Source organism: Staphylococcus sp. GDY8P119P, from assembly GCF_017892075.1.
In the GTDB taxonomy this organism is placed as follows: domain Bacteria; phylum Bacillota; class Bacilli; order Staphylococcales; family Staphylococcaceae; genus Staphylococcus; species Staphylococcus ureilyticus.
This window is the reverse complement of the sequence record NZ_JAESKJ010000004.1, coordinates 135,139-148,083: the sequence shown is the minus strand read 5'-3', so window position 1 is coordinate 148,083 and position 12,945 is coordinate 135,139. Positions and strand designations below refer to the sequence as shown.

The 12,945-nt window shown below is 32.5% G+C and carries 13 protein-coding genes; 7 read left to right on the top strand and 6 right to left on the bottom strand.

Annotated elements, in window-relative coordinates; genetic code table 11:
• Positions 1 to 86: 86 nt before the first annotated feature.
• Both KA830_RS03505 and solA read right to left on the bottom strand, forming a co-directional pair.
• Positions 87 to 1,220: a M20 family metallopeptidase gene (locus KA830_RS03505; protein ID WP_210123007.1), complete on the bottom strand. Its 1,134-nt coding sequence runs from the start codon at positions 1,218 to 1,220 to the stop codon at positions 87 to 89.
• 2 nt (positions 1,221 to 1,222) lie between these two features.
• Complete coding sequence (solA, locus tag KA830_RS03500; protein ID WP_070657274.1) at positions 1,223 to 2,407, bottom strand: N-methyl-L-tryptophan oxidase; 1,185 nt, start codon at positions 2,405 to 2,407, stop codon at positions 1,223 to 1,225.
• A 385-nt stretch (positions 2,408 to 2,792) separates the two neighbouring features.
• On the opposite strand from solA, the gene KA830_RS03495 reads away from it, so the two are divergent.
• On the top strand, positions 2,793 to 2,924 hold the full coding sequence (locus tag KA830_RS03495) for a beta-class phenol-soluble modulin (RefSeq protein ID WP_046207113.1): 132 nt from the start codon (positions 2,793 to 2,795) through the stop codon (positions 2,922 to 2,924).
• A 175-nt stretch (positions 2,925 to 3,099) separates the two neighbouring features.
• Here KA830_RS03495 and KA830_RS03490 read toward each other — a convergent pair whose 3' ends face one another.
• Positions 3,100 to 3,708, bottom strand: a complete 609-nt coding sequence (locus tag KA830_RS03490) for a class I SAM-dependent methyltransferase (protein ID WP_046207112.1) — start codon at positions 3,706 to 3,708, stop codon at positions 3,100 to 3,102.
• A 324-nt stretch (positions 3,709 to 4,032) separates the two neighbouring features.
• On the opposite strand from KA830_RS03490, the gene KA830_RS03485 reads away from it, so the two are divergent.
• From KA830_RS03485 to KA830_RS03465, 5 genes are all read left to right on the top strand, one after another.
• A complete protein-coding gene (locus tag KA830_RS03485) occupies positions 4,033 to 5,220 on the top strand; it encodes an FtsW/RodA/SpoVE family cell cycle protein (RefSeq protein WP_204180353.1) in 1,188 nt (395 codons plus the stop codon).
• Positions 5,217 to 5,801 carry a phosphatase PAP2 family protein gene (locus KA830_RS03480; protein WP_064209669.1) on the top strand — a complete coding sequence of 195 codons (585 nt, stop codon included), beginning with the start codon at positions 5,217 to 5,219 and terminating at the stop codon, positions 5,799 to 5,801. Before KA830_RS03485 ends, KA830_RS03480 begins: the two co-directional genes overlap by 4 nt.
• Before the next feature lie 74 nt (positions 5,802 to 5,875).
• Positions 5,876 to 6,343, top strand: coding sequence for a nucleoside deaminase (locus KA830_RS03475; protein WP_210134072.1), 468 nt, complete (start codon positions 5,876 to 5,878; stop codon positions 6,341 to 6,343).
• Between the two features lie 312 nt (positions 6,344 to 6,655).
• Entirely contained in the window at positions 6,656 to 7,054 is a 399-nt protein-coding gene (locus KA830_RS03470) for a hypothetical protein (protein ID WP_046207108.1), read from the top strand.
• A gap of 57 nt (positions 7,055 to 7,111) precedes the next feature.
• Positions 7,112 to 7,429 (top strand): YflT domain-containing protein, encoded by a 318-nt coding sequence (locus tag KA830_RS03465; protein WP_064209668.1) that lies wholly within the window; start codon positions 7,112 to 7,114, stop codon positions 7,427 to 7,429.
• Positions 7,430 to 7,617: 188 nt separating this feature from the next.
• Here the strand turns inward: KA830_RS03465 and KA830_RS03460 are convergent, their stop codons facing one another.
• Positions 7,618 to 9,021: an MDR family MFS transporter gene (locus tag KA830_RS03460; RefSeq protein WP_210134071.1), complete on the bottom strand. Its 1,404-nt coding sequence runs from the start codon at positions 9,019 to 9,021 to the stop codon at positions 7,618 to 7,620.
• Between the two features lie 265 nt (positions 9,022 to 9,286).
• Positions 9,287 to 10,183 carry a DUF5996 family protein gene (locus KA830_RS03455; protein WP_052722063.1) on the bottom strand — a complete coding sequence of 299 codons (897 nt, stop codon included), beginning with the start codon at positions 10,181 to 10,183 and terminating at the stop codon, positions 9,287 to 9,289.
• A gap of 276 nt (positions 10,184 to 10,459) precedes the next feature.
• On the opposite strand from KA830_RS03455, the gene mbcS reads away from it, so the two are divergent.
• Complete coding sequence (gene mbcS, locus KA830_RS03450) at positions 10,460 to 12,037, top strand: acyl-CoA synthetase MbcS (RefSeq protein WP_204180355.1); 1,578 nt, start codon at positions 10,460 to 10,462, stop codon at positions 12,035 to 12,037.
• Positions 12,038 to 12,177: 140 nt separating this feature from the next.
• Here the strand turns inward: mbcS and KA830_RS03445 are convergent, their stop codons facing one another.
• On the bottom strand, positions 12,178 to 12,789 hold the full coding sequence (locus KA830_RS03445) for a YIP1 family protein (RefSeq protein WP_070038423.1): 612 nt from the start codon (positions 12,787 to 12,789) through the stop codon (positions 12,178 to 12,180).
• Between the last annotated feature and the right edge of the window lie 156 nt (positions 12,790 to 12,945).

Here is a 12,945-nt window from a genome sequence, read left to right as displayed (position 1 = left end):
CCTGAGTTTTCGTTTGAGGCTATTATACATGAAACAATTTCTTTTATGCAGAAAAAAGTACTGCCGTCACTATGACGGCAGTCTAATTATGTTGCATATTTTTTAATTAATGCTTTGAAAAAGTCTATAGATCGTTCGAAAGCTGCTATTTCTACATATTCGTTGGGTTGATGTGCTAATGTTTCTATTCCTGGCCCATAAATTAATGTGGGAATGTTACTGTTAGGATTTAGCACGGATCCATCGGTATAATAAGCCATTCCAGTAATATCATTTTCTTCCGAAATATCTAAGGCTTTTTGAATAATTTCAGCATCGACATCCGTTAAAACAGTCGCCCGGTCAAGCAATATTTTTGTGTTTACTTTTGGAGAGTTACTATCAGCAAATATCTGAGTTAAGCGTTGATTAAATTGCTTGTACAGTTTGTCATGAATATTAGGTGTAACTGTTCGTATATCAACATTTAATGTACATTTGTCGGGTATCACGTTCGTTTGAATGCCACCGTTAACCATATTTGCTGAGATGCTACTCTTACCTAAAGCTGCTGTTTCTTCTGACCATTCGTCTTTTAAGTCATTTACCAATTGAATGACTTTGTTTATGCCCTCAACTGCATTAATACCTTGTTCTGGCATTGCGCCGTGTGCAGTTTTTCCAGTCAAAGTGACTTCTATCCATAACGCTCCTTTATGTCCAATTGCAACTTTCTCAGTCGTGGGTTCTGCTATGATGATAGCAGATACATTATCCATATTTGCGTTTTTGACATAATGTTCCGCACCGATTGAATCTACTTCCTCTCCTGCGGTGGCTAAAAATTCAATATCTTTTTTGAATTCATAGTTTTCCTCAATCAAAGATTCTAAAGCAAGATATAAAGCAGCTAAACCACTTTTCATATCTGTTGTTCCTCTTCCATATAATTTTCCATGAGCAATATCGCCTTTAAAAGGATCATAATCCCATTTTTGTGCGCCTATCTTTACAGTGTCGGTATGGCCAGATAATAAGAGTTTGCTAGCGTTTGGATGCTCAGATTTTAAAGTTACTGAAAAATTACTTCTTTTGTCACTTAAATGTGTAATGTCAAAAGGAATATTACGAGATGCACATCGTTGTTTAAAAATTTGTACAACGTTATTTTCGTTAGCAGGTGGGTTGGTGCTATCGACATTGATGAGCGATTGTAAGAATTCTAAATTTGATTGTGTCATGTTTAAACCCCCCTTGCTTTATTAAAAACTTTTTCTTTATTTTCAGGCTGTAAACTTGGACGTGTTATTTTAAATAGTGATATATCTTGTTTGGACTTACCTTTAGTGGCTAATTCATATAATATTTCTCCGACGGCACTTGAAAATTTATAGCCATGTCCTGAAAAACCAGCAGCAATGACAATATGTTCATATTTGGGATGTTTGTCTATCACAAAATGCTCATCTAATGTATTGGTGAACATGCAAGTTTTACCTACATTGATATTTCCATTAGCTTGTTGCATATATGCGTTCAAAAAACCACTAATATCTTTTTCATCTTTTACATAAGACCCGAATGATTTATTGTAATAAGTTGGATCGATAGGATCTCCGTTATCATAACGTCCTATTTTTAAACCAGTACCATCAATAGAAGGGAATCCATAATATACACCACTCGGAACGTCGGCAAAAAAGCCTGGAAATCCATCTGACTTGTATAAAATATCATTGGAATCAAACCATGCTATCGTTTGTCTAGAAGGTTGAAGTTGTAGTTTTAAATCTAAATCATCTAGAATTTTTTTATTCCAAGCACCACCAGTAATAATTAATTTATTTGCTGTAACTGTTTCAGAGGGGGTCTGAACTTCTACTGAGTCATTAAGAATATCAATATGCATCACTGGCGAATTGATTTTTAATTCGGCACCATGATTTAGAGCGAGTCGCTTAAAAGCGCGAATACAATTTTGAGAAAATAGCACACCTGCTTCAGGTTCATAGCAACCAATTTGGCCATCAGGTATTGTAATACCTGGCCAAGTTTCGTTAATTTGTTTAGCAGATAAAGTTTCAGTATTTAGATTATATTGCCGAGCACCATTGATTGCAGTTTGTACAAATAATGAATCACTAGGACCAAAAGTAATAACACCTGTATTTAAAAATATACGTTCATTTGTTTGTTTTTGAAGTTCATTCCAAAGTTCTTGTGCTCTCAAAGCAATGGGGACATACGATAAACCTTCTCCACAAGCATGTCTTATTAATCTTGTATCACCACTATGACTTCCATTTTCATGTGGTGGATCAAAAGCATCTATCATTAGTGTATTCCACCCACTTTTTGCTAAATAGTATCCAGCTGACATACCCATAGAGCCAGCTCCGACAACGATGACATCGTAATGTTTTCCCATTTCCATCTCTCCTTAATTGAAACAAATTTAATCATTTGGCAAGTATTTCTTTCAAGTCTAATAGCAATAGTTCTAGGTGTAAAATTACAAAAAGAGATGGTTGATATCTCTAAAAGTGATATCAATACACATAAGTATTTTGCCTAACTGTACTTTTATTATTAAATTAAGACAGTTAGGAACTTAATTAAACGAATTGAGAAAAATTTAACATTTTAATTATTAATTAGTATACAATGTAATTACACAAACAAGTAATGGGGTGTATTGACATGATGATTGCAGATATTATCGGTGGTATCATTAAATTAATCAAAACTTTAGTTGACACTTTCGCGTAATTTTTAAATAGCAAATTAAATCAATTTAAAGGAGTGCTTACATTATGTCAGGTATCGTAGAAGCAATTTCAAATGCAGTAAAATCAGGTTTAGATCACGACTGGGTAAATATGGGAACTAGCATCGCAGATGTAGTAGCTAAAGGTGCAGACTTCATCGCTGGATTCTTTGGTTAATAGACATATTTTCAATTAAATATATACTTAAGAAAAACTACTGTTTCACACATAAAGTGTTAGAAAACAGTAGTTTTTTGTTGTTCAATTCATTGGAAAGGAAATTCGTGTTTGCAATGCATAACTATACAAAAATTATACATTTAAATTTGTATGATTATACATTTTGAGGAGATTACGTTAACTGTCCAGAAGCTAAAAAGAGACTGGCATCTTTGTTCATAAATATATTTTTGCCTTGATAAAAAGTATGGCTGTCTATATTTGAAAGTCCTATTGTGTGTAGTGATTTTTGGATATCTTTTTGTTCGAACCCATTATAGATATTCGGATGATTAACATTTTCGTTTTTATCGAAGTCTACTATGATAAGTAAGCCATTACTATTTAATTGCGTGACTAACTGTTGTAGTAATGCCATGTAATTCCCACTATGAAGCAATACAAGAGAAAGCAATATCACATCATAAGTTTGATGAAGCAGTATATTGTTCGAAGCGAGCAAGTCACCTTCAATGGCTGCAATGTTAGTTTTATTTAATGTTTTAATTTTGGTATTACATATTCCAACCATTTTCGGTGAAGCATCTAAAACAGTGATGTGATTGAAATGATGTTCGATATCGAATGTGACAAGGCCAGTGCCGCCACCATAATCTAATAATGAATCATACGTACCTTTGTTAAATAATAAATTTAATTCGGAAGAGATCGTTTTAGCGAGCTTTATTCTTTCGTTATTGTCATAATTTCGGGCTATTTGATTAAATTGAGATTGATTCAAATTTGTCATCCTTTAATGTAGATTTCCATATTATAGATTTTAAAGTTATTAAAGACTTTTAAAATCTATAATAGAGTTTAGCATAATGGACATAATCTTTTCAAATCAATACGTTTACAGTTATCTCGTATAATTTAAAATTATAGATAATTAATTGATACTTTTTAAAAAGTAAATTTGTTCATTTTATGTATAGATAAAATATTTAAATAGAAATACATAATATACGAATAGCATATTAAATTAGGTAAGCCTAAAGTCTGATTGAGCATGCTTGTTATATCTGGTTTACTAGGTGGTGGACGTTTATAATGAGGTGCAGAAATGAAGAATATTTTAAGAATGATTAAGCAACGGTTAAAAGGTCTAGATTATGGGATGCTAATTAGTTTTATTATACTAGGCATTTTAGGTGTCGTCATGATATATAGTGCGAGCATGGTATCGGCATCTAAAGGCGCTTTAACTGGTGGCGTTTCAATTGAAAGTAATTATTTTATGAAAAGACAATTTATCTTTTTGATTATGGGTATTGTAGTCGTTATATTTATTGCATTGTGCATAAATATAAATTTCTTTAAAAGTGTTCATATACAAAAATTGATGGTTATTGGCACCTTATGCTTGCTATTAATTACAATTTTGATAGGGAAAGAGATTAATGGTTCAAGAAACTGGATTAATTTAGGAATATTTAGTTTACAATCCTCGGAATTTTTGAAATTAGCTTCGATTTTTTATCTTTCTTACATTATTAATCAACGTGTGAGGAGTCACAAAGATTACCAATTAAAGCATATGTTACCACCACTTGCCATATTAGGTATTGGTTTATTGCTTGTGTTGATGCAAGGAGATCTAGGCGGAACGTTACTAACAGTAGCTATTATTGGTTGTATATTAATATACTCAGATATAAAAAATAAAATTAAATTTCAAATTATGGGAATTACACTCGTGCCATTAGTTATTTATGGAATTTATACACTGATTTTTGATTCTAAAAATTTATATAGACTAAAAAGGATAAAAGTGATGTTAGATCCGTTTAAATATGAAGATAATGATGGTTATCAATTAACGAGTGCCTTAACCTCGATTGGCAATGGTGGACTGACGGGTAAAGGTTTAGGCAATGGGATAGCCAAGTTAGGGTATTTACCAGAACCGCACACTGATTTCATATTTACTGTTATTTCAGAAGAGTTAGGACTACTTGGCGTACTATTCACACTTACAATTTATGGTTATCTCTTAGTAAAAGGGCTTATTTATGCGAATAAAACAAATAATCAGTTTTATAAATTGATATGTGTTGGCGTGGTTAGTTACATATTTATGCAAGTTTTTATTAATTTAGCTGGTGTGTCTGGTATTATTCCATTAACTGGTGTGACTTTGCCGTTATTGAGTTATGGTGGTTCTTCCATGTTGAGTATCAGCATAGCGTTTGGTGCACTCTTAGCAGTGGCTAGAAGAATTAACAACGAAAGAAAGGATACTGTAAAATGAAGCATATTTTAAAAATTACATCGCCAGTTATTTTGCTTATTGCTATATTGATTAGTATTGCAATAGGTATAGCAAAACCCGTAGACCAAACTGTATATAATATGTTACATACATATTTAAACACAGATATTATAAAACGATATCTCTATTTTGTTTCAGTTATTTTTGACCCTAAAATTTGTTTGATTTTAACAATATGTGTTTTAGCTGGTTTGTTTTTCTATCATAAATTTAAATTTTTGTGGTATGGCTTTTGGTGCTTTTCAGTATTTTTAATAGGTACGTTTATGAAATATGTCATTCAACGACCGAGACCAACCGCATATTTTGAAGGTTATAGTTTTCCCAGTATGCATGTTTTAAGTGTGTGCATATTGGTAAGTCTAATATTATTAATAAAAAGGAATAAAATATTATATTGTATAGCAATTATTTTAGTAGCTTCAATCATAATTTCCCGTATTTACGTGGGCGCCCATTATTTTACTGATACTATGGGGAGTTTATTAGTCATTTCAGTTATGATTCAATCACTTAATTACAATAGTCATGTAAGCGGAAAACTAGATAAAATCGAATAATTTGTTAAGATAAATGCTAATCTATAAATTAATTTTTGATTAATACATATGATGATGGAGGAGGGGGCATTTAATTGAATTATGAAAAATATTTAAATAGGTCAATCGAGCTTGCCGAGGAAGCGTTAAACTATGGTAATGAACCCTTTGGCTCACTATTAGTGGATGTTGAAGGTAATGTTTTATTTGAAGATTATAATAGAATCAGTAGCGGAGATGCGACTGAACACCCTGAAATTGCGATTGCAAAATGGGCAGCAACTCATCTTACGCCTGAAGAAAGAAAGCATACAATTGTTTTTACATCAGGAGAGCATTGCCCGATGTGTGCGACTGCACATGCACTCGTTGATTTAGATAAAATTGTATATGTGAGTTCCTCAAAACAATTGAGTCAATGGTTGGAAGCTATCAATGTTGCGCCGGCACCTTTTAAAAATTTACCTATTGAAAGCGTAATTAGAGATGCGAATGTTGAAGGGCCTTTCGAAGCCTTGTCGCCTAAAATTGAAGCACTACATCTTCGTTATCATCAACAATAAATAAAAATATGAATCCTCTCTGGTAATTAATAGCTGAAGGGGGTTCATATTTTTTTGCATAAATAAATGTTTTTCTTTTCCATTATAATTATCACTAAGGCATTTAAAATTATAGATGGATGTAAAGTGTTGGTTTGCGTTGTATTGTATGTAATTTTTATCATTGCTTTTTCGTTAAATGTCTATAAAATAAAATAGCTTTAATGACTGTGATAAAAGCTTTTGGCATGTTTAAGAATATGCAAAATGGGAAAATTATGCATAATATCGTAATAACACAACTAAGGGGTTAGTGATAAGGGGGACATTCTGATGAGCACGTTAATTTTTCTATTAATTATAGCTGTAATCATTATAATTTATTTACTAGTGAAACAACGTTTTGCTAAAGATTTTAAAGATCAAAAGCATAAACGTTATAGAGAGAAACGAGTGATTGATTTTATTCATAGTGCGTATAAAATTGAAAATATTGAAGCAATTCACCGGAAAAATGATCATTTAGAGCTAATTTATCATCGTAAAACGTTAGATGTAAAAAATGAACAAGTTATTTTTGTCGACGAAGCAAATCAGGAAGATGTCGAGACGAACTTCACCCTAAAAGAAGAGGATGAAAGAGAAGACTTATTTGATAAAATTTTAGAGAACACCTATTTTTATATGACAAAAGAACGTTTCGATCAGTTAATGATTCAGTCTAAAGCGTAATAATTAATATGAACTTGTGAATGATGATGAAGGACATTTTAAGAGGAGGTCTTTCTTATGAAACCAGTAGTTAAAGCTTATAAGAATGATAGTGAATTAGAAGTAGATGTTGCAGCATTACAGGATAAAGGTATCGGTAATCAGGACATTTATGTATTATCATTGGATAAATCTCGAACTGATAAAATTGTAGAAGATACGAGTATTTTAGGAATAGATATAAAAAAAGAAAATGATTCTGAAAGAGATGCATTGAAAAGAAAATTGATTGGGCTAGGCGTAGATGAAGGTGAAATCGCATCTTTTAAAAGTGATATGGATGACGGCAAAGTGTATTTAATTGTTACTGATTCAAGAGTTAGAGGACTATTGTAAAATTTTGAAGGAGAAAGACATTGATTTAAGGTCGTAAGCAAACAAAAATGCAATGCAGCTCATGTTTTGAAAAACTTAAATGCTGAGATTTATCATAAACAAAAACGTCAATTTCTATCAAGGTAGAAATTGACGTTTTTTATCAATAATATCGATAGTCTAAACATTGTATTGTTATTTACGCATGTTTATAAGGTACGACGTTTTGGTTTGCTATCGTCCGTAAGTTTAAATGATAGTAGTAATCCAATAGCTGATATAACTGTAGCAACGATAAATGTTACGTTAACACCGTGAATAATGCCGGTAATACCATCTTGAGGTATTGCTGAAACTGACATTAAAGTAATAAAGACTGCAGTACCAATAGCACCAGCCATTTGTCTGAAAGTGTTATTCATGGCAGTACCATGTGCGATTAGCTCATTTGGCAGTTGGTTTATTGCTAATGTCGTCATCGGCATCATAACCATAGCAATTGAAACCATTCTCAATGCATTTGAAGTAGTGAGATACGTAAATGTTGTATGCTCTGTTAACATTGTAAATGGTAATGTTGAAACAACTAGTACGAATAAACCGATTCGAGCGAGCCATTTACCTCCAAATTTATCGAATAAGTAACCAGTTATTGGGTTCATCATACCCATAATAATTGCACCTGGTAGTAATACTAAACCAGATTTTAAGGCTGAGTATTGTAGCATATTTTGCATATAAAGTGGCAAGATGATATTTGTTGCAATCAGCACACCAAATACAAACATACTTAGTATCGTACCTAACGTATAAATTCCGTAATTAAATACTCTAAACTCAAGCATAGGTTCTTTTAAATTTAATTGACGGCGAATAAATATAACGAGTGAAACGATACCAACGATGAGTGGTGCAATAAATTGAACACTAGTCCAACCTGCTTCACCAACAGAACTGAAACTATATAGTAAGCCACCAAATCCGAGTGTAGATAAGATAACTGAAGCAATATCTAGTTTTGGATGTGTTGTTTCTGTAACGTTCTTCAATAGGAATATAGAAGCAATAATAATAATAATCGCGATAGGGAATACAACATAGAAGACACTTCTCCATGTGAGGTGTTCGACTAAGATACCTGATAAAGTAGGTCCAATAGCTGGAGCAAATGCGATAACAAGTCCAAATAGACCCATTGCTGTACCGCGTTTTTCTTTAGGGAAAGTTAAAAATAGTATTGTTTGCATTAGTGGCATCATGATACCTGCGCCTGCTGCTTGTAGGACACGTCCGATTAATAGCATTGAAAAGTCAATACCAACTGCACATAACAACGTACCGACTGCAAAAATACTCATTGCAGTTAAGAATAACTGCCTCGATGTAAAGCGTTCAATTAAAAATGCAGTTACAGGAATCATAATTCCGTTTACTAACATAAATATAGATTGTAACCATTGTACTGTACTTTCTGAGACCTGGAGATCTTTCATTATTGGTGGTAATGCCGTTCCAAGTAAAGTTTGGTTTAAAATTGTTATAAAAGCCCCTGATAATAGTACGATAAACAGAGGTATTCTTTTTTCAACATGGAAGTTTCCAGTTTCTGTCAATATACTCACTTCTTTCTTAACAAATTACACATCTAATTATTATAGCACTCGAATCGTCGTAAATCTAAAAGTTGAACTTATTTTTTCAAATTTATCTGTGATAAGTTTGAAATATTGTCATGAAAGGGATTTCTTAAGTTGAGTATATATTAATTCCACTCTGTTATACATCAAAAGTTGTATAAAAATATAAATGAGGGTGAGACATGATTGACGTCTCATACCCTCGATTTTATTAAAAGTAACTGTATTTAGTTAAAAATGATTATCTATTATTTAAATGGTTTGGTTTCATTTTTAAAGGAGAAAAAACATAATCGACATTATTCCAATTTAAAAAATCTGCGAATTTAAGATAAGATGCTTTGAAAAATTGAGTGATTGTATCAATGTCATGATGTTGTTGGTATTCAATCAGATATTCCATTAATTGTTTATCGAAATAACTATCTTTAGGAAATCGATCGTCAGTATCAAATGGCTGATCTGCAAAAGGATATGGCAAGACAAAGAAGGTTGGTCCTTCAAACTGATCATCACCAAACCAAAAGCCAAATTCAATCATTTCTTCATCAAAAGCTGCACGTTCAATAACCTTGCTATCATCTTCAAATGGTGCTGGTTGGTCTTTGACGATCATACAAGAAATATCAAAAGTCCCCCAAAATAAACCTGGTTTAGATTTTCTAACTCTTAGCCCATTAACGAAGTTTGCTTCAGCATGATAGGCGAATTTCATTAATGCTAATGCTTTTTTGGCAATTTTATCATCATAATGATGATGTTCTATGTCATTTTCAAATGGTATCGGGTTTGCTACTTCCTGTGGTAAAGTATTGATTTTTAAATGAATATCTGACTGGTTTAACAGTTTTTCAATTTCGTTATAATAATATTGTATAGTTCTTCCATTTTTTAAGGTAATGTCATGCACGTTTTGATCAACGACGACTTCAATGTGGTGTTGTATCAGGTTAACGCTTAGCGAAAATGTATGTGTTTCATAACTTAACATACCAGTTGAAAAGCCTTGGACATCTATATTTAGCGTCACGTGTGACCACTGGGGCTCTTGATAACTTGCTTCTAATTTATATTTACCTAATATTTGTGATAATAAATGTAGTGTGTCTTTTTCATTTTCCCAATCTTTAAAATTCATAATACGAATACCACCTCATATATTATTTGCTATAAATTTTATACCACAGAAACTAAAGTTGAAACACAATATAAAAATGCTTGTATCAAGTATATTAAAGTATCATTTGTTATAATGATACAATGATAAAGATATATGAACTAATCAAGTATGTGCTAAGTTGTAGTTCATTACAAAATGAATGTGAACGCAATGCTATTTTCTGAATAATCAAAATACAACTTGATATTGCCATGTATATTGTAAAATTAATTACCGAAATAAGGAGAGTAACCAATGAATAAAGCAGATTTAATTGCTCCAGAAACATATAATATAGTTAGCGAAATTGAAAAATATGCAAATGATCCGTCAAAAAAAGCGATTATTTTTAATGATCAAACTGGTAAAGAACGAGATATAACGTATAACCAACTGATAAAAAATGCAAACAAAATTGGCCATGTATTTTTAAAATATGGTCTGAAAAAAGGTGATAAATTATTAATCATGATGCCTCGTGCGATTGAGACATATGAAGTATATTTAGCCGCGTGGAAATTAGGTATTATCATTGTACCTAGTTCTGAAATGTTGCGTACTAAAGATTTACAATATCGTATAACGCATGGTGAAATTAAGGCAGTTGTAGCCACAGGCGATAGTATCGAAGAGTTCAAAGGCGTTCAAGAATATGACTCCTTACTTAAATTTATCGTTGGCAGTAAGGTTGATCATTGGATTAACGTTGAAGAAGCGCAAACTGATGCTTCAGATACACTTGATATAGAAGCAACTTCAAGAGAAGATATTGCTTTATTATCATATACATCAGGCACAACAGGTAATCCGAAAGCAGTGGTACATTCTCATGGTTGGGGCTATGCACATTTACAGATGGCTCCGAAGCATTGGTTAAGCATAACTGAAGATGATATCGTATGGGCGACAGCAGCACCGGGCTGGCAAAAATGGGTATGGAGTCCATTTTTATCAATCATGGGTTCAGGCGCAACGGCATTTGTTTATAATGGTAAATTTAATGCTGAGAAATACCTCGAATTACTAGAAATGTATCAAATCAATGTGCTTTGCTGTACGCCAACTGAATATCGTTTAATGGCAAAATCCCCTAATTTAACAAATTATAATTTGTCACATTTACATAGTGCTGTATCTGCTGGGGAACCATTAAATAGAGAAGTTGTTGATAAATTTCAACAAAACTTTAACTTAACTGTTAGAGACGGCTATGGCCAGACAGAAAGTACATTGTTAATCGGTTTCTTAAAGGATACAGAAGGACGTCCTGGATCAATGGGTAAAGCTATCCCAGGCAGTTATGTTACGGTTATCGATGAGGATGGTAATCCTGCACAACCCAATGAAATAGGCAATATTGCAGTGCCGTTAGACTTACCTGCTTTATTTAAAGGCTATTATAAAGATGAAGCACGTACTGCAAATCCACAAATTGGCGAGTACTTTATTACTGGTGATTTAGCAAAAATGGACGCGGACGGTTATTTCTGGTTTGAAGGTAGAAGAGATGATATTATCATTAGTTCTGGCTATACTATCGGACCATTTGAAGTAGAAGATTCATTGACAAAACATCCATACGTAAAAGAATGTGCAGTCGTAGCGAGTCCACATGAAATCAGAGGGAATATCGTCAAAGCTTTTGTCATCTTACAAGATAACGTTACAGGTGATGAAGCAGTTGTTAAGGAATTACAAAATTTCGTTAAACAAGACGTAGCACCTTATAAATATCCGAGAGCAATTGAATTTGTAGATGATTTACCTAAGACTAACTCAGGTAAAATTAGACGAATTGAATTAAGAGAAGCGGAAAAAGAAAAATATTTATAAATCAATGTTGATTCATTTGAAAGCAAGCGCCTATCATACTGACAATAATAATGATGGGCGCTTGTTTTGTGTGTGAGTAGTGTTATATCAAAATAAAAACATGGAACGGAGTGTTCCATGTTTTTTAGCAAATATATGTATTATTGGAAACTTGCTCCTATTAAGGCAAATCCAATTGATACAATGATGTATGCAATTGCCCAAATAATTGAAGCTTTTTTAGACAAACGATTCGTCGCAAAGAGCATAATGCCAAATACATATGCGCTGATTAGTGTTTGTAAGTTAAATGCGCCTAACATTTGGTTGCCTTTATCAAAGACATTTAAGCTTGCAATATTATAATCAGTAGGAGATAAACCAGCAATCCATTGGATTAATGCAACAATTAAACCTACGATGCCAGTAATTATAGTAAAACTTAATGTTGCAGAAAAGATAGGTTTTGCGGTTGCATCAGATTTCATTATTTTAGAAATAACTAAAAAGATTAAAAATGTAATACCAATACCAAAAATACCACCAATTAAACCAGTGATGATGCCAGTAATTAAGCCAATCGTTTGCATATTGCCCATATCTTGAGCACTTGCACCTGCATCTTGATAAATTTCATTGTAATCAATAGATAATGCACCAACAGTTGTTGAGAGTGCAATGACGACGATTGCAATGATTAATTTGAGTCCCCATTTAGGTTGTTCGCGTAATTTTGAAAAATGTTGTGCGAATGGTAAGTTAGAATTTTCCATGAATCCCTTGCCCCCTATATATATTATTTTCCAAAGCATAACATTACCTACAATATTTTAAAACACTTTTAAGAAAAACTTTAAATAAAATTAAAAAAATAAAATCTTTTCGATTACTATTGGTGATATTACAATATTGTTAGGTATATATTTATC

What these genes read in the sequence shown, in the direction of transcription:
- KA830_RS03505 (WP_210123007.1), bottom strand. Translation starts at nt 1,220, where the DNA reads ATGACACAATCAAATTTAGAATTCTTACAATCGCTCATCAATGTCGAT.
- KA830_RS03470 (WP_046207108.1), top strand. Translation starts at nt 6,656, where the DNA reads ATGAGCACGTTAATTTTTCTATTAATTATAGCTGTAATCATTATAATT.
- mbcS (WP_204180355.1), top strand. Translation starts at nt 10,460, where the DNA reads ATGAATAAAGCAGATTTAATTGCTCCAGAAACATATAATATAGTTAGC.
- KA830_RS03480 (WP_064209669.1), top strand. Translation starts at nt 5,217, where the DNA reads ATGAAGCATATTTTAAAAATTACATCGCCAGTTATTTTGCTTATTGCT.
- KA830_RS03455 (WP_052722063.1), bottom strand. Translation starts at nt 10,183, where the DNA reads ATGAATTTTAAAGATTGGGAAAATGAAAAAGACACACTACATTTATTA.
- solA (WP_070657274.1), bottom strand. Translation starts at nt 2,407, where the DNA reads ATGGGAAAACATTACGATGTCATCGTTGTCGGAGCTGGCTCTATGGGT.
- KA830_RS03485 (WP_204180353.1), top strand. Translation starts at nt 4,033, where the DNA reads ATGAAGAATATTTTAAGAATGATTAAGCAACGGTTAAAAGGTCTAGAT.
- KA830_RS03465 (WP_064209668.1), top strand. Translation starts at nt 7,112, where the DNA reads ATGAAACCAGTAGTTAAAGCTTATAAGAATGATAGTGAATTAGAAGTA.
- KA830_RS03495 (WP_046207113.1), top strand. Translation starts at nt 2,793, where the DNA reads ATGTCAGGTATCGTAGAAGCAATTTCAAATGCAGTAAAATCAGGTTTA.
- KA830_RS03445 (WP_070038423.1), bottom strand. Translation starts at nt 12,789, where the DNA reads ATGGAAAATTCTAACTTACCATTCGCACAACATTTTTCAAAATTACGC.